Consider the following 20,221-nt stretch of genomic DNA (forward strand, 5'->3'; position numbering starts at 1 on the left):
GACGAAGCAAGTACTAAGGTGCCACTTGATCATCGATTTTTCGAATATAATAATTTAATTTACCATATGACGGTAGACGGTAGTGCGACGCAGATTAAGGTATTGGCTCATACCCGCCTTTGCTCCAGGGATTGCATCGCAGTATACGCCAAACACTCAAGCGCGTTCCATGAAAAAAGCCATATTTTGTATAAGCTTCTATCACATATTGTGAACAAGATGGAGTAAAACGGCATGAAGGCGCGAACAAAGGACTTATGAAGTATTGATACAATCTAATGATTGTAATAATCAATCGTGACATTGCTGTAATTGAGCCATCAGTAAACGGGTTTCAGCCGTGAGTTGTAAGGATTCCTTCTTTGTAACTGGACGACGCAAGCGTATGACCCAATCCATTTTTACCCAAAAGCTTTTTTCACTGTAGCGATTATTGCGAAACGTTTCGCGAAGTAATCTTTTAATCCAATTGCGCTTAACAGCCAATCGCTCAATCTTTTTTGAAACTATTAAACCAAGCCGAGAATGCCTGAGGTGATTTGGTTTCGCGAAAACTTGAACCCAATTACCATTGAGCTGATATTCAGTGCCAATTAATGCAGTAAAGTCTGCTGATGCATGCAGTCTACAATTTCTAGGTAAGGAATTAATTTTCTGAAATGTAAGAAGATTGTCGCCGTCTGTTTGCCCTGTAAATTTTTTGATACTAAACACTTAATTTTGCACGCCCCTTAGCGCGACGAGCGCGAATAACGGCAGCACCGGCACGTGTTTTCATGCGAACTAGAAAACCGTGAGTACGTTTTCTTTTGGTGACTGAAGGCTGGTATGTCCGTTTCATTTTTACTCCACGTTAATTTGAATCTATAGAACCGACTATTACAACCTGTTTTAGGGGTATATGTCAATACCGATTGAGTGCTAAGTTATGGAATAAGGGAGGAAATATAAACATATTCGGTTAGCTGAATTCTTATTTTTTATAGAAAGCAATGATGAAATTCGAGTTAGTTGCTGGAACCAATGTTTTGTTAGAAAATTTAATTTTTTCTGGATTTTATTCCTCGCTTCTCGGGAGAGAAAATCAGCAACCTGAAGATTCTTAATGTCTCTTGCTACTTATGGTCGAATTAGATAGCTTTAATAGGTGAAATATAAGCAGCGACACGATTCAATTGATGATGAATTCACAAAATGAAGAAGTGAAAAAGCTCAGCGTGAGATTATAATGTTGGGTAACTAGAAAGGTATAAATTTATGAATGCCTTAGCAACAATAGGGTTGTTTTTCATTACTGCAATTGCTGAAATTCTAGGATGTTATCTGAGTTATCTTTGGCTAAGGAAAGATGCATCGGTTTGGTTATTACTTCCTGCGAGTGTTAGTCTGATCGTGTTTGCGTGGCTTTTAACACTTCATCCATATGAAGCCGGTAAGGCTTATGCTGCTTACGGTGGAATATATGTTGCTACTGCTTTGATTTGGTTGCTGGTTGTCGAAAAAGTAATTCCAGATAAATGGGATCTGATCGGTGCAAGTATTTCAATTCTTGGTATGGTCGTGATTGTTTTTGCACCGAGAAGTTAAATAGATTATTAGATTAGAAATGGTCTTCAAGATCGATTGATTTAAGAGCTTGGTAGTTTGAGCGGATAGTGCCTTGTTAGTAGGGGTATGATTTTAGTTATGAAATTGCTATTTTTTTCAATTGAGATTAAACTTCGGCAGCAGGGTTAAGTCAGGAATTTAAATAACAATAATAAAAAAGGAAGAATAATGACAGGACAACTTGCAGCAAGTGAAGAAGGTAGGAGCGGGCAGGATCGTCGGAGTGATACCTCTTTTTTTTGTCCCTTTCATTTGGGGATTAAATCTGGAAGTAGAGGCAGAGTTGGCGAACGGCGTTTAAATGGTAAAGAATGGAGTTATGTTGACTACTACCCTAACCATTTGCTATTTTGTATTGTTGCTATTTTGGTACTGAGTATTTTAGATGTTTATTTCACACTAAATATTTTGGCACGGGGTGGTGAAGAGCTAAATTGGTTTATGTTGGTTGTAATTGAAGAAAGCATTGAGAAGTTTATCAGCGTTAAGCTAGCACTGACCGGGCTAGCGCTTGTTTTTTTAACGATTCATCATAATGTGAAGTATTTCCAGAAGCTTCGTGTTCGGCATATTATTTATATAGTACTGACAGGTTATGTAGTTTTGATTGGATATGAAGCGCTGCTATTGAATTGGATTATCTGAAATCTCGCAAGGTGGCGCTTGATGCGAAGCGCTCCCTTGCAGAGGGATTACCGAGAAGTAAAGTAACTGGCAACGTTCCGCAGATCGTCAAGAACCAAAGTTCCAGCGGCTAGCTGTAAGCGAAGATAAGCCAGTAAGTGATTGTAGCGTGCTTCTGCTAAATCTTTCCGGGTTTCATGCAGTTGTTGTTGTGCATCTAATAAATTCAAATTGATTCTAATTCCGCCACGTATGCTTTTTTCTGTTGCGTTTACCAGTAATTCAGCCGATTTAACGCCAAGTTGCAAGGATTCGATTCTTTTTATACCGCTTTGTAAAAGATTGTATTGTTTTCGCAGCTCAACCATCACTTTGTCCCTTGCAGCATCTAATTCAGCTTCGGCGCGTGCATGGTTAGCTCTGGCTTGTGCTGTTAGCGCATTGACACGCCCACCTGAATAAAGTGGAATATTTACTTCTACGCCTGCGGCACCCAGTTGAAATTCGCGTCCGGCAGTAATTGGCGATCCTGAGAAATTGCGCGACAAGCTTGCCACCAGATCGATGCGAGGTGCGTGACCCGCTTGGCTTTTGTTGATTTCTTCTTTGCCGGAAGTTACTAGATGACGTTGTGTGACCAATTCAGCATTACGATCCATCGCTAAAGCATACCAACTATCGTAATCCTGTAACTGAATGGCGCGATAATTAAAAAGATCAGATAACTGATCGAGTTTTGTTATTTTTTGACCGATCAGTGTCTCAAGTTTTAGCTGTGCAACCGCTAAGTTATCTTGAGCTTCTATCAAGCGCGCTTGTGCAACGGCATGCTTTGACTGTGTTTCAAGCATGTCGGTAGTGGTACCTTCACCTTTTTCCAGCATTTTTTCATTGATACGCTTGAGTTCTTCTAAGGAGTCTAGTTGTGTTTCGGCAATTTTGAGGTGGTCTTGTGCTAGCAGCGTCTCTACATAAGCTTCTACTAAACGCACTACGAGTTGCTGGCCGTGTCCCGTAAATTTGGCGCGACTTGAATCGGCTTTCGCTTTTCCCTGACGGTAATTAGCTACAGCTTCCAAATTAATTAACGGTTGTCGTAATGTTAGCGTGGTAATCTGGCTATCGAACTGCATTGAAGTAAACTCGTGGATTCCCGTGCGCGGGTTAGGGTTCTGATAGCCAGCATTTTTGCTTTGTACGTGCGTAAACGATAAGTTCGGTAATAAATTCGCTAAACCAAGCTTCTCAACTTGTTGTCCAGCTTCATTTTCATGAATGGCTGAACGAAAAGTGGGGTCATGTTGCAATGCCGCTTCATAAGCTTCTAGCAGACTCATTGATTGTGTCGTGGTACTCATGCAAATAAATGCTAATGCTATTATGGCTGTACATGAATGTTTCAATATTTCCTTAGCGATTATCACGATTGTATTACTCTTCACTCATAGCTGAATGCAGCCGGTCCAATATCGGCTTAAATAAATAACTCATCAAAGATCGCTCGCCCGTTTTAATAAAAACATCAACCGGCATACCTGCTCTGATCTGTTGATCAGAAAGTATTTTCAATCCTTCTGCTGTTACTTTGGCTTTTATGGTGTAATAGGGGATTCCAGTGCGTTCATCGGTCAAACGGTCGGCAGATACTTGTGTGACCACTCCAGGGATATTCGGTGTTTTTTTCTGGTTTAAAGCGGAAAAAATCAAATCGACAGCTAAATCGATATGCACTTTGTCGATTAAATGAACTGGAACTTCTCCAGTAATAATCAGTACATCATCGCTAGGAACGATATCCATTAGTTTGAATCCTGGCGCAACGACGCCGCCCTTGGTAAATACATTTAATCCGACCACAGTACCATCGACAGGTGCTTTGACTTCAATATTGGCGAGCTCGAAATCTTGTCCGTTGAGTCGGCTGTTTAACGCTTCCGCTTCGCGTTTTATATCGGATAACTGTTGCCGGACGTCTTTTTGGTATTCTTGTTGTCGTTGAATACGGCGTTGTTCCAATTCGGTAATTTGACGCTGCGTTCGACCGATATTGCCAATGTCCGCGGATATTTCGCCGCTCAATTGAACAAATGTTTGCTCCAATTCTAAAACGCGATTGCGAGGTACAAAGCCTTCTTTGGAAAGCTCGCGCATGTTAATCAGCTGTTCTTCCAAGAACTTAGATTGCTGGCTTTTGCTGTTTTTGGATGCTTCAAGTCCGCGCAATTGTATTTTTAATCCGGAGATTCCTTCATCAAGCGCAGCAATTTCATGCCGTAGAGCCAGTTTTCGTGAGATAAATAATTGATTCTGAATGAGAATGTTATTGGCAACACGGGGATCATTTTGCTGTGATTGTAACTCGGAGGGAAAAAAAATTTCATTTTTGCCATCGCGCTCTGCTAACAGCCTCGCTTCCACAGCAAGCGCCGAATATAACTGAGCGCGAGTTATTTCAGCTTGTGCTTTGGTTTGAACATCATTCATGCGTACTAATACCTGACCTACCGCAACATGATCGCCTTCCTTGACTAAAATATTGTCAATGATGCCACCGGTTTGGTGCTGCACTGCTTGCAAATGACTAGCGACAGCAACAGTTCCAGAAACGGGTACGCCCTTTTCTAGCGGTGCAAATATAGCCCATAATACAAAACCACCAAAGCCTGCTAGTACGATCCACCAACCCAAGCGAGTATGTATCGTTTCATTAGTGTCTACCCAAGGTGTGCCCTCAACTGGGATGTCCTGAGTGGATATAGATTTGTTTTCAGCGATAAGCTTCATAATCATATCCAGTTAACGAAGGAATATTTTTTATCATACTTGATTGATTTGTAGCGTTAATTTGTTTGTTTCTCGGGCATTTTAGCATCGCTCTGTTGTTTTTCTGCTAATGCTGGTTTTGCTTGCTGTTGTTTGGTAAGTTCTTCAATAACTTGCTTGGTTGGGCCAAACATTTTTACCATGCCGTCTTGAAGTAGTAGCAACTTAGTGGTGATTCCTATGATACTGGTTCGATGAGTAATCAAAACAATAGTTTTGCCGCGTTTACGCAAATCAACTAATGCGTTTAATAGTGCTTGTTCGCCTATTTCATCCAAATTAGAATTGGGTTCATCCAGTACGATCAATGAGGGGTCATCATACATTGTGCGCGCTAATCCAATACGTTGTTTTTGTCCTCCCGAAAGCCCGGCACCACCCACTCCTAGCGTCGTATCATAGCCGTCAGGCATTTTTAGGATCATTTCATGAACGCCAGCACGTTGTGCGGCTAAAATAACTTTATCCGCATTGATTTCGCCAAAGCGAGCGATATTTTCAGATACGGTTCCAGCGAATAATTCGATATCTTGGGGTAGGTATCCAATATAAGGACCTAGCTCATCCTTATTCCATAAATAAACATCTGCGCCATCAAGTCTTACTTTTCCAGAGACAGCAGGCCAGACACCCACCAGTAAGCGTGCCAGGGTCGATTTGCCCGATCCACTTGGGCCAATTACACCAAGCGCTTCACCGGCATCTAAGGCAAAAGACAGCGATTTAATGACGGGCACCTTGCTGTTCGGTGGAATCGCAGTCACGCTTTCAACGGCAATAACACCCCGGGGCTTGGGTAATGGCATGCCTGCTTCACGTGCAGGGTTTTTCTCGAATAATTTGCTCAAGCGCTCATAAGCACTGCGGGCACTACCAATTTGTTTCCAGGTGCTAATCAATAGTTGTACGGGTGCGATGGCTCTACCCAATAAAATTGATCCGGCAATCATCATGCCTGGGGTAATTTCGTTTCCCAGTACCAATAGTGCACCAAATCCAAGCATGAGCGATTGTAACGTTACCGTAAATGCTTTTGATAGAGCGGTGACTATTCCGGATTTTTCACTGGCTTCTGCTTGTAGATTTAAAAAGCGACTATGCAATTTAAACCAGCGTGCTTGGATATTCGGCAACATGCCCATCGCTTCAATCACTTCCGCATTGCGTAGATTGTTGGATGCAATATTCGAAGATGCGATCGACATGGTGCTGGCGTCAGCCAACGGCTTATGTGATATTTTTTCGTTAATGTAGGCTAAAGTGATGAGTATGCTCGTACCGCATAGTGCAAAAACGCCTAAAGCGGGATGAAATATAAAAATGACAAATAAATAAATTGGAAACCAAGGTGCGTCGAATAGCGCAAATAAAGCGTTGCCGGTAAGAAATTGGCGTAAACTGGTTAAGTCATTTAAAGCTTGTCCAGCATTGCTATCGCCCATTTTTAAACTTTGCTCGAAAGCTGCAGTGTACACACGCTTATTGAGTTTCATGTCGAGTTTTGCACCAACTCGTATCAAAACAAAGCTACGTACAAATTCCAGTGCCCCCATAAAGACATAAGCACCAAGCATAATGAGCGTTAACATCAATAAGGTCATCTCGTTGCGGCTGGTCAATACACTGTCATAGAGCTGCAGCATATAAATCGCCGGCATAAGCATGAGTACATTGATTACAGCGCTAAAAACACCAATGTTGCGGAACGTTTTTTTAAAACCCGCTAGTACTTGTGCTATTTCATTTTGGGGTAATTTAAATTTCATTGATCAGTTAATATCAAAAGCAGAAATTTTCGAAGCAAAATAAATGACCATTATTAGCAAGCATTGCTGCATCGATACTTATCCAATTGAAAGATGAAGGTGTGCAGTATGTAGGATTGGCGGTCATTATAGTTCTTGTTTATGGATTTTGACTAGGCAAATCCTTCATTTCCAAAACAAATGGTTTCGGAGAAAAGTATAAATCACATTTTGCTTCTGAATGATCAAATATTAGGTCCTCATTCATTCTCGTTGCCATAGATGTATTCCAGTGCTGAAAGCGTGGCAAGCGTTTTAACAACCATACCGCAGCATAAAAAACCCAAAGTGGCAAAGTGATAATTCTGGGTGTAATATTTAATGCAACAAATATCCGTTCTATCATTTGGCGATAACTTAATGTTTCATCCCCCGTTATATTATAGGAGAGATTGCTTAAACTACGCTTCCATAGTGCTAAAAGACATGCCGTAGCGACATCGTTACTATGTATAGGTTGCCTTAGGCCACTTGCTTTACCCAATATGGGGAAGAAGCCATAGCGATGGATAAAGCGTGTGATTTCTGCAACATTTTTATCTTGCCCGTAACCGTATATTAATGTCGGACGCAATATAATCCATTCTATTTTATTCAAATTTGCCCATGATTCTAACAATGCTTCACCGTCGGCGAGTTTTTGTGCGATTACTTGCTCGTTCAAATCGGAAGAATTTTGTTTAGTGAAACGACTGGTTGACGATAATACGACTATTCTCTGAGGTTTGAATGTTAATAAAAAATCGAAATACCCCGGTAATACCCAGATAGGAGCAACGAATATCCAGAAAAGAATTTTTTTTATATCACGATCGGTTTCTTTCTGCGCTGCCGGGGGAAGTTGCTGCCAAGTGACATAGGGTTGATTTTGATTGGTTAGTAATCGGCGAGAAAAAGCTGTAATGTGATGCTTCTGTGCTATCCCTTGCTGTATTAAGCATTGACCTACTAGGCTAGTGGCGCCTATGATTCCGATGGATTGAGTTGTCATAGCCACAATTTTATACGCTTGTAGTATTGTTTGACTGTGTGAAAAATCACCGACATACCAAAGCGAAACCATACAGCAAGAGTGATCAATCCCATCAAAATACCTGCATGTTGATGCCGGAAAAATTTTTGATAAAAATGCAGCATGCCTTTGTGCTTGTGCCAAGCAACGAAAAGCGGTCGTGCATGGCTGCAAGCCCCTTGAAAATGCGTAACCGGGGCATCGGGGACAAAAACAATTTTCCAATATTTCTGTTGGAAGCGCATGCACCAATCCAAATCTTCGCAATGTAAAAAGTAATTTTCGTCCCAATGACCGACATCATTAATGGCATCGGATCTTACTAACATCAAGGCACCTGAAATTGCTTCCACTTCAATTGGCTTGTCGGGCAGGGGTTGTTTGTTGAGGTGAAAATCAAAAAACAATTTCGGCCAAAACTTTGCTAAACGATGCAACCCAAAAGCGCGAACGAATGCGCGCCAGGGAGTAGGAATGGCCCTGCGTCCCCCTCCCTGTTCCGTGCCATCTGGATTCGTCAGGTAGCCACCCACCATACCGATACTTGCATCGGATTCCATGACTTCCATCATGCGGTGTAGTGACTGCTCACCCAAGATACAATCCGGGTTGAGAAAAAGAATATAAGGCTGCGTGGATGCAGATAATCCAGTGTTGCAACCGGCAGCAAAACCGGTATTGCTATTGAGGCGAATAATCTGGAGATGTTGTTCTTTGGGAAGTCGAGTTTCAAGTTCCAATAAACTTGAATCGCATGAGGCATTATCGACAACAATGAGTTGTTGTACTTGGTTGAGTGTAGCCAAAACACAGTTTGCTAGAAACGAGCCAGCATTATAATTGACAATAATGACTGAGACTGGTTGTTGGGTATCCATATAATCTAATGAAAATTAGGATAAAAATCTTACAGTTTTCCAGAAATTCCGCGTAATCCGTGTGTGATTCCTTTTATCATCATTTTCAGATTGACTACACGATTCGGAGAAAAAATAGAAAAAAAGAATAGCAGATAAAATATTCGTAAACGATCAGCATTTTTCCAAGTCTTCGGTATATTGGTGCGCCGCCAAAGCAATACGCTGTTTCGGAACATATAATAGTAACGAAATGGTTGGTGACAAGAAATGCTTCGCCAACGTTTCCACCAAACTCTAATTTGTCGATCTCCTAAGGTATGAAACATCATTGCATTACAAATGCCGTAAATTTCAAATCCTTTAGACTGCGCGCGCAAGCACCATTCGGTATCGATATGATCAATGAACAGTGTTTCATCCATATTGCCTATTATATTCAATGCATTAAGTGATATCAGACTGCCGGATGAAATCAAGAAACTCACGTGAACATATTCATATGAATGAGCGCAGGTTACTCGTTCAAGCCCTTTTGAAGTGATGCGGATAAACTCAGATATATTGGTTGTACCTGGAGAATAATAGCGTGGCCCAACTGCAGCGATCAGTTTTCCTTCTTTTTCGAGAGAAATAAATGCATTGTGTAGTCTTTCTAACATATCATGTTGTGGAATACTATCGTGATCCAACAGCAATACGAATTTCGCTTTTAGTTGAAGTGCAAGTGCTATTCCATGATTATACGCAGCACCAAGGCCATAATTCTGCTTGAGTGCTAGTAGTTTGACTTTGTTAATCTCGGTTTCAGTTAATGTGTGTAGACTGGATTCAATGCTAGTATTCGAAGCATTATCGACAATAACAATTGTTTCAACTTGAGAGGCCAGTGTTTTTATTGTTGAGCAAAGTGTACAGTCATCGGGATTATAGGTGACGATTATCGGAATAATATCAATATATAATGTATTCAAAGTTTATATTGATGCATACTTTATAGGATTATAGGAAAAGCGCAGATTTAATTATATTGCATTCAACAAAGGAGATGCATAATAAGAAATCTAATTATTTCCTAAATTTGGTGTTCAACTGTGCATTACTAAGAAATTTAGTTCGAGGCAAATCTGCTAATGAGAAATCTTCGCGATCAAGTGTCAAATTAGGGTTGTAAGCTGGGTCATGATAAATAGCAGTCTGCCATTTCATTTGCATATATTTTACCTCTTTAGAAAACCGTTCTTGTTTCTTTGGTGTATTTTCGTAACCTCTTGTTGCTGATTCATGATGATACAATTCTGCAAATGGTGTCCAAATATTACTATAGCCTGCTTCTTGAACTCGCAAACAGAAATCGATGTCATTAAATGCGATCTGTAAATCAGTTTCATTCAATCCGCCTACTGCGTCAAAAATAAATTTACGAATAACTAAACACGCTGCTGTTACTGCCGAAAAATTTTGAGTTAGTCTAGCGCGACAAAAGTACCCATATTCGTTCCGAGGCAAGTATTTGTGTGAATGTGCTGCAACACCGCCTATTCCTATAATTACGCCACCATGTTGGAGAGTATCATTAGGATACCAAAGTTTTGCTCCGACAGCTCCCGTATCGGGTTGTAGTGCAATTGAAACCATTTCTGATAACCATTCAGGTGAAATAACTTCTAAGTCATTATTAAGAAGCCCTAATATTTCGCCATTCGCTACTTTTACAGCTTCGTTGTTTAATGCAGAGTAGTTGAATGGGCGGTCGTCCTTAACAATGGAGATATTATCATTTTCGTCGCTGAGTTTTTGTAAGTAGTGAATTGTCTCTTTGTCGTCGGAGTCGTTATCGATGATTAAGATTTCATAGTTTTTATATGTGGTTTTTTCTAAAATGCTTTCTACGCATTGACTTAGTAAAGAAAATCCGTTTTTGGTTGGAATAATTAGAGAAACTAGTGGTAGTGTTGAAGGCAGGGAATAATGTATTCGATATCCAAAACCAATATATTCAGCTGTTGCGGAGATTTTTTGTCTTTCGAAATGATTATTTAATGCTTTTTCTCCGGATAAAATAGCATAAGGTTTTGTATGACTAGAAAAAGCGGTGCTCTTATTATGCATTCTCCAGTGATAGAGTATTCTGGGAATATGATGGACTCTTTTAAAATCAATGTATTCTAGGTATCGTAAGATTAAGTCATAGTCTTGTGAGCCTTCTAATCCGATTTTAAATCCACTTATTTTCTTTAAGATATCTCTCCGGAATACACTTAGATGACAGATAAAATTTTGGGAATAGAATAACTGCTTATTCCAATCAGGCTTAAAGTAAGGGGCCAATCTTTTGCCTTGTTCATTAATCTTGTCTTCATCGGAATAAATCAATTGGATATCTGGTTTATTTTGTAGCGCATCAACGATCCAAAATAATGCATGCTCACTTAACAAGTCATCGTGATCTAATAACGCGACCCACTCTCCTGTTGCTAACTGCAAAGCACTGTTGGATGCTGCAGATATATGGCCATTTTGCGCGCGGTATACTACTTTAATACGTGATTCCTGCCGTTCAAATTGTTGCAAAACTTTATGAATGGAACTGTCCGTTGATGCGTCATCTGCAATACATAATTCCCAGTGAGGATAAATTTGTTTGCGAACCGACTCGATCGCTTCAGTAAGCCACTTTATATTCGGATTATAGGTCGGCATGATGATTGATATCAATGGCTTGTGTGAAAATGCTTCGCTGCGACTTTGCATTTTGTTTCGCAATTCGTTTGTCAAATGATCATATTTTTCGATCCAGTGTTGATAAAGATCTGAATCACTGAGAGTCAATGTGCGCGAAAATTGACTAGCCAAGCTCGATAAGCCATCTTGTTTGACAGTCAAATATACTTTTCGGGAAAGTGCTTTGAACCCACCGTGACTGGCGGCCAATCTTCGAATTTTTCGATAGCTTGAATGCAATGTGCGGTAATGCAATACCAACCAGCGCATAGGCTGCGTAATTCTCCAACTGGTTGAATTCATTATTTCTTGTATCGTATCATTTTGGCTTAATACCGAGCGATCTCGTTCTGTAATGATATGTTTGAGCTCTTTGATTAGTTCCTGAAGTTCGTCGATCTGTTGTTTGTGTTGCATCAGTTGCTGTTTCTGTTTCTGCTCTGCTTCTTTTAACTGTTCTTCGGTTTTTTTTAATTGCTCATCTTTTACTTGATTGGAGAGTATCACAGTAATCAAATTACTTATTTGATTACTATTAAGTCGTGGAAGCCATTTTTGGTAAATTTTTTGGGTTGCTGCTTCAATGAGCTTATTATCTGTATGAACCTGTGAGCCAAAGTAAGGATTAATTCGATAAACAGCTGTTGTATTATCAACATATAAAAAGTCTGTGAACATAGATGCTTGTATCCAAAAATCCCAGTCTTCATAAACATCCAATTTTTCATCAATTGCGCAACCGATATTGAGTAATTCTTTGGAGAATAATGCGGTATGAATGGGAATATAATTTTCAGCTAAGAGTCGAATTGCATCAAAAGACTGGCCAAAAGTTTTAGGCATTCGCTTATTATTTTCATCTACGCATATTGCGCCACTGTATACAACCTTAATGTGTGGATGTAATTCGATTACACGAACCAGGTTTTCGATGTGATCAGCGGTAAACCAATCATCATCATCTAAAAAAATCAGATATTTTCCCTGTGCGGCTTCAAGTCCAATATTGGCTGCACAGCTGCGAGTGATCAATCCGTCACTTGCGATAAGTCGAATCGGAAATCCCCCGCACCATTCACCGACCCCTCGATGATCAGCGCCTTTGGCATTGACGATGACTATTTCAATATTCGAATAAGTCTGTAAGGCAACGGAATCTAATGCATCTGATAACGTATCGCGATTCATGCTACGAATGATAACGCTGACTAGCGGCACGTCGTTGCTATCCAGCACGAGCCCCAGGGTTTTCTGACGTGTGTGTTCAGACTGATAAAGTTTGAGCGGATCATTAGCCAATTCCTCGGCTGAGATCAGCATGTAAGCTTCTGCCGCTGTTACGCTGGCGGGTAAGGTATATGTGCGATAGCGATTCAGTGCGGCAATGTGTAAATCATAACTTTGCTTGGCGATTTGTGATGTAAAGCATGACATCGCGGCTGCTTTTCGTTCCGCTAAGTCGCTGATATCGAGTAATTGGTTGGGGTGTAGCGGCACGCCTACTTCGTAAAGTGCAATTTGCATGGATTTCCCAACTCTTCGTACGGCTTCGACTACCGCCATACCGATAATTCGATGATCCGGATGCACTTCGAAAACCGATGGTGCATAAATCAGGTCTGCTTTGCTACTCTGAATTGTTTCTAGAATTTCTTGGACGAACTTTTCGTTGTAACCTATCTTGCGGTCAGGATATTGCCAAAAAATAGGCTTGCCATATCCGAGTATATGAGCGGCAGCAATGCTTTCTTGTTGTCGCTGTAGCACATAATCATCAGCCGATGTTTTTGCATCTAAATTGAATGCACCATCCGTAACGATAATGACAGTAACTGGGATGCCTTGCGCGACATGGCGCATGATGGTTCCACCACAACCGAATACTTCATCGTCTGGATGTGGGGCGAAAACCAGAGCGTTCGTGCAAGGAAGGTGTGCGACAGCTTGGTAGGGTATGAGCAAATTTTCCAAAAAAGTCTCGGCTAAGAACGTAAGTAAATAACACTGAAAATAAACGATTCAGTTTGCTGGCTTGTGATTTTAGCGTAAATAGTTTTTTGTGTTGATAGTATCTGTGGTGGATACGAGGATGGTCGATTTTATCTAAAATCCATATCGCCACCCATCAGCCACCAGTGATTTTTTAGTAATTCTGTAGTAGGACCATCGCACCATATACTGGTTGGTATTTTAATGCCGATTGCTTGCTGAGTTGCTTGAGTGCGCGAGAAATACTCAGTGAAGTTTTCAGTGATGCGGCAAAATAACCGAGATGCTTTGTTTAAAGCAGCTAATCTTTTTGCCTGAGTGACGAGTAATGGAATTTCAGTGATAGATGCGATTAGATCGATTAGTTCGCATTCATCATTCTCGTATCGCAAGACCAGTACTCCTCGCGGATTCCGTGTTAATCGGTTTTTTATCAAAATGATTTGATATCGTTGTGTGGGGTGATTGAGATAGCGTTGTTGTATATAGGGCCAGTCACGCAAGCCAATGATCGATGTTTGCATATCGGCAACCATATTCTGCCAACATTTATTAACAGCTTTGATGTTAGTTTTGGTCGGAAGATCAATGAGTTTTAGATGCGTTTGAATGAGCGGCGAGCGTAGTTGAGGTTTCCATGATAACTCGACCATTTCACCTACTTCTCCATATAACCCCAACCGCTCAGCAACTTTCATCGCACGTTGGTTGGGGAAGCCAAAGCCGAGGAGATAGCGTTTGCCGTAGCCGATATAATGCTCCAGGAAGGTTGCCGCCATCATATAGAAGAGGCCTTTGCGAGCCAAAGAGCTTTGCTCTTTGGCCTCGACCATTACATCTCCAATTTGAACGGCATTTTCATGCTTGCCAAAAAATAAAATGCTGCGACCGATGCCACCGTAATGCGCGACCAATCTATTTTCACGCCAGATGCCCAATGCTCGGCTATTTTCTGTAGCGTATTTCCATTGCCATAATTCAATAGGCATTTCGTGGTGGAAGATTCGCCGAAATAATTCTTGCATGTGCGTGCTGTGTTCGTTTTCCAAAAATTGTAGCCGCCATCTTGGTATATCTTTCTTGCGAAAGTGTAGTAGTGCGTAACCATACTGTCCGTTGCGATATTTCTCACGGTGTAGGCGGTTGGAATGATCGAGCTGATCAAGCTGCGCAGTACTCACGTCAAGGTTATGGAGCAAATGCTGTCGGTGTGTATGAATGGCTTGTAACCAATAATCGAGAGTGGGAGCAGCCATTTGCGACAAATTGCTATGCTCGAGTAATTCAAACCCTAACCTTGTTGCTAATGCGATGATGTCATCAATTCCATGTAAATTGCTCGGTTCGCTAGCCTGATGCTTGAACGTGAATTCATCCAAAATGATTAAGTCACCCATTGGTTGAAGCAACTCAAGCGCTTTGTTAAAGATTGTCAATGGATTAATATGCTGAGAAGACTCTTGCAACAGAATGACATCGAAGCTCTCAAGCTCGGCGCTAAAAGTTTCAAGTGAATGGAGACTGACCGAGGCTTCCGCCCCCAGTGATTGGCGAACATAATCGACTTGTATAGTATTGGGTGTGATTCCAAATACATCGTAGCCTTTTTGCAGAAGTTGCGAATAAGTCTTGCCAAAACCTATCCCGATTTCTAGGATACGGCATGGAGGCGGTGGCAATTTTGATATGAGTAGATCAGTGGAATATTGCTGCGCCTCTTTCAGGCTGGTTTGGGCATTCTGGAATAAACCATAGTGCAAGTATTCAGCTTGGCCTTCTTGTAGTAACAAGGCTTTCGCATAAACATTCAGCGGGAAAGCTAATTTCTTGAAGGGAAGCTCTAATGTATCTGTCATTGGCTCAGCAGCATAATCGGTTTGCAAACCGTGTTGTGTATATGGAGTGATGGAGGCCAATCGGCATGATCAAGATAAATTATTATTGATTGTTTACCCATTGATGGGGGATTGAAAAGTATCCTTGCAAGCGCCCCGTTTGGTCGATTTGTAAAATATCAGCGCCTTCTACAAAATCATAGATATGGATACCACGTTCACATAACAAGTATGCGTTAATCAGATATTCGCCTTTGAGTAATGGTAATTGATTCAAGTTCAGCGATACTTTCGCAAAACCTGTCGATGTACGCTGGATGGTAAATTGGTCTTCCCAGGTTGCCGCGCTAGTGATAGTGCGCCCGTCTTTTGTTTGAATCGTAACGCCTACCGTTGGGCATGGCAAAGCAGGATCTGAGGCAAAACTGATGTGCAAAGTAATGTCGGATTTCTCATGTGTAATAATTCCCCGCTGAGTGGAGAGTGGGTCAAGTTGCAAGCTGACTTTTTTTAAATGTGCGCTACCCAATGGAGATCTGACAATTGATTCGGGAGGTTTAGTATCGATAACCGGCATTTCAGTATTGGAAGCTTTTTTATCCAGGAAAGTTTGGTAAGTTGATACAACTTTGGCTGAATCGTCATCCATCATGATTTTACCTTTATCAATCCAGATTGCACGGGAGCAGAGCGATTCCACTTGAAATAACGAGTGCGAGCAAAATAGAATGGTTTTTCCTGCGTCACACATTTCCATGATGCGCATGAACGATTTGCGTGCAAAAGCGCCATCTCCCACTGACAATGCTTCATCGATCACCAAAATATCGGGATTGACGCTAATGGCAATCGAAAAAGCTAATCGCACATACATGCCACTGGAATAAGTTTTGACAGGCTGATCAATGAAATCACGTACACCGGAAAAATCGATGATGCTTTCAATTTTTTCGCCGATTTCGGTTTGTGTGAGCCCTAAGATAGCGGCATTCATATAAATATTTTCGCGTCCTGTAAATTCTGGATTGAAACCAGCGCCCAATTCGAGTAAGGCGGCGATGCGACCATCTACAAAAATGCTGCCTTGTGTCGGCGTGAGCGTTCCGCAAATTAATTGCAGTAGCGTGGATTTACCGGAACCATTTTGTCCTACGATACCAATCACTTCACCCTTATGAACAGATAGATTAATGTCGCGTAAAGCCCATAACTCACGGTAGTATTGGCGAATACCAAGCCAGCGATGTGGCCATAAAAACTGCTTAAGTCGGTCTTTTGGATGATTGTAGAGCGAATAGCACTTGGAAAGCTGTTTTACCGTAATAGCTTCACGTCTACTGAAAGCATCGCTAGAGAACATCGGCGAAACCTTTGCGTGTCTTTTCAAACCAAATGAAACCGATTTGTGCAACGGCCAGAGCAATTACCGAATAGATTGCCAAACCCTGCCAATCAGGTAAATGGCCCAATAAGGCTACTGCGCGCAATTGCTCAATAATAAAGCTCAGTGGATTCAAAAATAAATAGTCGCGAAGCGATTCCGGCAAAGCCGCAGCGGGATAAAACACAGGACTCAGAAAAAGTAGCATAGTCAAAAGTAGACCAATGAATTGACCGATATCGCGTACAAAAACCCCCGTTGCTGCCAGAAACCACGAAATGCCGATTGTCAAGAATACAAATGGCAAGAGAACGACCGGTATGAATAATACGGTCCAATGGATCGAATGGTTGACCAATAACAGAGCGAGCAATAATACCGATAAACTGATAATCGCATGAAAAAGCGTCGAGCCGAGATTGATCCAGGCCAGGATTTCCAACGGAAAGATAATTTTTTTTACATAATTAATATTTGCTAGAACTAAGCCTGGAGCGCGTGAAAGGCATTCAGAGAAAATGTTATACACGATTAAGCCAGAAAAAAGTAATAACGCAAAAGAGAACTTGTCATCTTCGAATCTATTTTCTTGATCTAGGCGCACTTTAAATACGAAACCGAATATAAACGTATATACCGCCAGCATCAAAATAGGATTGATTACTGCCCACAACAATCCGAGGAGCGATCCACGATAGCGACTTGCAATTTCCCGTTTGGTTAATTGCAGTATGAGTGTCTGATGTTTTTTTAAGCTGCGAAAGAAAGTGACAGAAGGAATAATGAGCGAAGTAGATGCTTGCACAATAGCAGTAGGGATAAAAATCAAGCCCTAGATTATAGCCGAGATACTAAAGAAGTCGCTACGTTTACGCTTAAAATTACTGATAATTTGTAAAAAGAGGCAAAAATTGTAAGTAATCCGAGAATAACACTAAGAATCCCTTTCATATCGCCTTTTAAACTAGGCCTGAGCACGGGCAGAATCTCTCCCGTCGTGCTTGTTGTCGTTTTGCGACAGTTTTTGATGGAAACTTTGTTTATTCACTTGCAATGCACTGAGCTTTTGTGCAGAATGATAATTAGCTTGGCTTGCTTTTGTATCATTCTCCCGACGTAAGTGCTGGTATTTTTTGCATTGGCATTAGGAAGATTAGAGACCAAAGTGAATGACTTGCAAGTGGTTTGCTTATTTCGTTTCTTAATTTATATTGAGGGGGATCTTCATGGCAACTATAACTCCAGAACAACGTAGTGAAATTTTAAAAGTTGTTGTAGGCTTATTTAATGCAGCACCAGGCGGTATCTATATGGATGACTTGGCAGCTGCTGTCGAAGGGGGAATGAGCATTCCAGAATTGGCTGACAATACAGCTGCCAATCCTATTTTTACTAATGGACCGCTGGCCGGAAAAGTCACGGTTAACGATCAAGTTGGTTTGCTGATGAGTAACTTTGGGTTGATGGCAAACAACGACCCAGCAAGCGCGGGTTTTCAAGCTGCTGAGTTTTTCAAATCAAACCTGGAAGCAGGTGTTGGTTTTGGGGCAATAGTAACCGCAGCCGCGGCTTACCTGAGTTCTGACACAGTTCCTGCGGCGTTTCAAACGACCAAAAATCTGTTTTTGAATAAAGTAGCGGTAGCGGAAGATTATTCTTTGCAAAGCAATGCCACGGACCTCAATACTTTACAAAATGCACTAAGTCAGGTTAAAGGTGACCATCTTTATACGGCTGTTGAAGCGCAGCAAATAGCGAATAATGCCAGTGCAACTAGTTTTGCGTTGACCGACGGCAATGATATTGTCCAAGGCACGGCTGCCAACGATATCATATTTGGTGACCCGTCGTCGAATCCAGCTACCATGACTGCAGGAGATATAATCGACGGTGGTTCTGGCTATAATATATTAAAAGTACTTGGAACTTTAAGTGGGGCAGGCGATTTACCAGGAACCATAACCGGTGTTCAGGAATTCCAAATAGCACAGATGGCTAACGCTGACCTTAATCTCGAGGCTTATACGAAAGCAGCGACAGGATTGACCAGGGTTGTGATTTCGGATGCTTCATTGTTGGATGGTAAAACTATTACGACGACTGCCGGACAATCGTTGAGTTTGGCTACAGCTGGTGGTTTAGAGACGGCTGGTCTAGTGACTTGGGCAGGTTCGGCCACCGATACCAGTTTGAATCTGACGCTCAATGGCTATCAAGGTGTTACATCAGTGCCAGAAAGTCTGGAAGTCACAGGCGCTAAAGCGACTAGTTTAAATATTGAGTCAGCAGGAACGTCGAATATGGTTGATGACTTAATCTTGGATACGCTAATCAAAACCTTGACCATTAGCGGAGGCCAGGATTTTGAGGTGGCTAATGATGTAACGGGTACGGCTCTCGAAACGATCAATGCAGCGGCGGCTACGGGCAGTGTCGATATTTCTGTTACAGCAGCGAAAAACGCTGCATTCGCGTTTACCGGCGGCGCTGGTGACGATAGTCTAACCTTTGCTGCAGGACGTCTTGGTGATTTGACCTCAGGTTCGCAATTGAATGGTGGTGAAGGAAATGACGCACTTATTCTTTCTGAAACCGCAGCATTAACTCCTGCGCAGATTGCTACAATAAATGCAACCCAAGGGTTCGAAACTCTTGGTTTTGCAGCAAGTGGTTCTGGTGCGGATATTTCTACAATCACTAATACCGGTATTACAGGATTTAAAGTTGTTAATGGAGCTGCAACGACGTTTACCAATGCATTGAATACATCTGAGTTTATTATCGATAATTCTGCGGGTGCTGGTACGATTGCGATCGGTAATAAAGTGGGAAATGATACTACTAACGTCACTATTGATTCTGGCGCTGCAACAACTCCACAAACAGTAGTCGCTTTGAATTTTACTGGAATCACCAAAGTGAATTTGACTTCGAGTGGAAGTGCAGGAAATACGATTACTACTTTTGGTAATGTCGAGAACTCCACGATAACGGTGGATGGTAACGCGGATTTGACCTTTGGACTAGCAGTCGCCACTACTACCGGTAGTAAAATCGATGCGAGCGCTCTAACGGGTGTTTTGGATGTAACAGGTAGCGCTAAAAATGACATTATAATCGGTGGCAGTGGTGACGACATTATTAATGGAGATGATGGCTCTGATACACTGACAGGTGGAGCAGGTAATGATGAGTTCGATGTCAGTGGTGTTACACTTGCTGCAAATGTTTTCACAACTATCGCAGATTTTACCAGCGGTGATAGTATATTTTTCACAGCTGCCACAGGAACTCCTACCGAGATTAATTTAGCGTCCGCAACAAGTGAAGCTGATGCTTTAAACCTACTTGCGGCTGGTGGTGCTGGAAATTCCGTTACCTGGGGTGATTATGGTGGAAATACTTATGTCGTAAATAATGCCGGTGCGGGTGCTACATTTGATGCAGCGGCGGATCAACTTGTGAAGTTGACGGGAACAGTAGATCTATCGGCTGCAACAATCACAGCAAATGAGTTGGTTCTGGGTTAAAAGATGGTAAAAAGATAATTTTGCTGTAGTAAT

Annotated in this window: 16 protein-coding genes; 3 read left to right on the forward strand and 13 right to left on the reverse strand. The window is 41.6% G+C overall.

The window, feature by feature from the left end; all coding sequences use genetic code 11:
* Positions 1–94: 94 nt before the first annotated feature.
* The 3 genes from yidD to rpmH are packed head-to-tail and all read right to left on the reverse strand — an operon-like array spanning position 95 to position 841.
* On the reverse strand, positions 95–304 hold the full coding sequence (yidD, locus tag W03_RS00925; protein ID WP_244070523.1) for a membrane protein insertion efficiency factor YidD: 210 nt from the start codon (positions 302–304) through the stop codon (positions 95–97).
* On the reverse strand, positions 292–714 hold the full coding sequence (rnpA, locus tag W03_RS00930) for a ribonuclease P protein component (RefSeq protein WP_244070526.1): 423 nt from the start codon (positions 712–714) through the stop codon (positions 292–294). The genes yidD and rnpA overlap by 13 nt, the downstream gene beginning before the upstream one ends.
* Positions 707–841: a 50S ribosomal protein L34 gene (rpmH, locus tag W03_RS00935; protein ID WP_244070528.1), complete on the reverse strand. Its 135-nt coding sequence runs from the start codon at positions 839–841 to the stop codon at positions 707–709. The genes rnpA and rpmH overlap by 8 nt, the downstream gene beginning before the upstream one ends.
* A 416-nt stretch (positions 842–1,257) precedes the next feature.
* Here rpmH and W03_RS00940 point away from each other — a divergent pair, with 416 nt between their 5' ends.
* Positions 1,258–1,587: a YnfA family protein gene (locus tag W03_RS00940; protein ID WP_244070530.1), complete on the forward strand. Its 330-nt coding sequence runs from the start codon at positions 1,258–1,260 to the stop codon at positions 1,585–1,587.
* Between the two features lie 189 nt (positions 1,588–1,776).
* Positions 1,777–2,253: a DUF5658 family protein gene (locus W03_RS00945; RefSeq protein ID WP_244070532.1), complete on the forward strand. Its 477-nt coding sequence runs from the start codon at positions 1,777–1,779 to the stop codon at positions 2,251–2,253.
* Between the two features lie 47 nt (positions 2,254–2,300).
* Here the strand turns inward: W03_RS00945 and W03_RS00950 are convergent, their stop codons facing one another.
* From W03_RS00950 to W03_RS00995, 10 genes are all read right to left on the reverse strand, one after another.
* Positions 2,301–3,590 (reverse strand): TolC family outer membrane protein, encoded by a 1,290-nt coding sequence (locus tag W03_RS00950; RefSeq protein WP_244070533.1) that lies wholly within the window; start codon positions 3,588–3,590, stop codon positions 2,301–2,303.
* 73 nt (positions 3,591–3,663) lie between these two features.
* Complete coding sequence (locus W03_RS00955; RefSeq protein WP_244070534.1) at positions 3,664–5,016, reverse strand: HlyD family type I secretion periplasmic adaptor subunit; 1,353 nt, start codon at positions 5,014–5,016, stop codon at positions 3,664–3,666.
* Between the two features lie 56 nt (positions 5,017–5,072).
* Positions 5,073–6,821: a type I secretion system permease/ATPase gene (locus tag W03_RS00960; protein ID WP_244070536.1), complete on the reverse strand. Its 1,749-nt coding sequence runs from the start codon at positions 6,819–6,821 to the stop codon at positions 5,073–5,075.
* A gap of 139 nt (positions 6,822–6,960) precedes the next feature.
* Entirely contained in the window at positions 6,961–7,923 is a 963-nt protein-coding gene (locus W03_RS00965; RefSeq protein WP_244070538.1) for an NAD(P)-dependent oxidoreductase, read from the reverse strand.
* Entirely contained in the window at positions 7,848–8,750 is a 903-nt protein-coding gene (locus W03_RS00970; RefSeq protein ID WP_244070539.1) for a glycosyltransferase family 2 protein, read from the reverse strand. Before W03_RS00970 ends, W03_RS00965 begins: the two co-directional genes overlap by 76 nt.
* Before the next feature lie 29 nt (positions 8,751–8,779).
* Entirely contained in the window at positions 8,780–9,703 is a 924-nt protein-coding gene (locus tag W03_RS00975; protein WP_244070541.1) for a glycosyltransferase family 2 protein, read from the reverse strand.
* Between the two features lie 94 nt (positions 9,704–9,797).
* Positions 9,798–13,424, reverse strand: coding sequence for a glycosyltransferase (locus tag W03_RS00980; protein ID WP_244070543.1), 3,627 nt, complete (start codon positions 13,422–13,424; stop codon positions 9,798–9,800).
* 128 nt (positions 13,425–13,552) lie between these two features.
* A complete protein-coding gene (locus tag W03_RS00985) occupies positions 13,553–15,358 on the reverse strand; it encodes a GNAT family N-acetyltransferase (RefSeq protein WP_244070545.1) in 1,806 nt (601 codons plus the stop codon).
* A 22-nt stretch (positions 15,359–15,380) separates the two neighbouring features.
* On the reverse strand, positions 15,381–16,637 hold the full coding sequence (locus W03_RS00990) for an ABC transporter ATP-binding protein (protein WP_244070546.1): 1,257 nt from the start codon (positions 16,635–16,637) through the stop codon (positions 15,381–15,383).
* Positions 16,627–17,463 (reverse strand): ABC transporter permease, encoded by an 837-nt coding sequence (locus W03_RS00995; RefSeq protein ID WP_244070548.1) that lies wholly within the window; start codon positions 17,461–17,463, stop codon positions 16,627–16,629. Before W03_RS00995 ends, W03_RS00990 begins: the two co-directional genes overlap by 11 nt.
* Before the next feature lie 421 nt (positions 17,464–17,884).
* Between W03_RS00995 and W03_RS01000 the strand changes: the two genes are divergently transcribed.
* Positions 17,885–20,188: a hypothetical protein gene (locus W03_RS01000; protein WP_244070550.1), complete on the forward strand. Its 2,304-nt coding sequence runs from the start codon at positions 17,885–17,887 to the stop codon at positions 20,186–20,188.
* Positions 20,189–20,221 lie beyond the last annotated feature (33 nt).

Source organism: Nitrosomonas sp. PY1 (assembly GCF_022836435.1).
In the GTDB taxonomy this organism is placed as follows: domain Bacteria; phylum Pseudomonadota; class Gammaproteobacteria; order Burkholderiales; family Nitrosomonadaceae; genus Nitrosomonas.

Excerpts from the sequence above, each read along its gene's own strand:
- yidD (WP_244070523.1), bottom strand. The coding sequence starts at position 304 with ATGTCACGATTGATTATTACAATCATTAGATTGTATCAATACTTCATA.
- rpmH (WP_244070528.1), bottom strand. The coding sequence starts at position 841 with ATGAAACGGACATACCAGCCTTCAGTCACCAAAAGAAAACGTACTCAC.
- W03_RS00940 (WP_244070530.1), top strand. The coding sequence starts at position 1,258 with ATGAATGCCTTAGCAACAATAGGGTTGTTTTTCATTACTGCAATTGCT.
- W03_RS00945 (WP_244070532.1), top strand. The coding sequence starts at position 1,777 with ATGACAGGACAACTTGCAGCAAGTGAAGAAGGTAGGAGCGGGCAGGAT.
- W03_RS00950 (WP_244070533.1), bottom strand. The coding sequence starts at position 3,590 with ATGAGTACCACGACACAATCAATGAGTCTGCTAGAAGCTTATGAAGCG.
- W03_RS00955 (WP_244070534.1), bottom strand. The coding sequence starts at position 5,016 with ATGAAGCTTATCGCTGAAAACAAATCTATATCCACTCAGGACATCCCA.
- W03_RS00960 (WP_244070536.1), bottom strand. The coding sequence starts at position 6,821 with ATGAAATTTAAATTACCCCAAAATGAAATAGCACAAGTACTAGCGGGT.
- W03_RS00965 (WP_244070538.1), bottom strand. The coding sequence starts at position 7,923 with ATGGTTTCGCTTTGGTATGTCGGTGATTTTTCACACAGTCAAACAATA.
- W03_RS00970 (WP_244070539.1), bottom strand. The coding sequence starts at position 8,750 with ATGGATACCCAACAACCAGTCTCAGTCATTATTGTCAATTATAATGCT.
- W03_RS00990 (WP_244070546.1), bottom strand. The coding sequence starts at position 16,637 with ATGTTCTCTAGCGATGCTTTCAGTAGACGTGAAGCTATTACGGTAAAA.
- W03_RS01000 (WP_244070550.1), top strand. The coding sequence starts at position 17,885 with ATGGCAACTATAACTCCAGAACAACGTAGTGAAATTTTAAAAGTTGTT.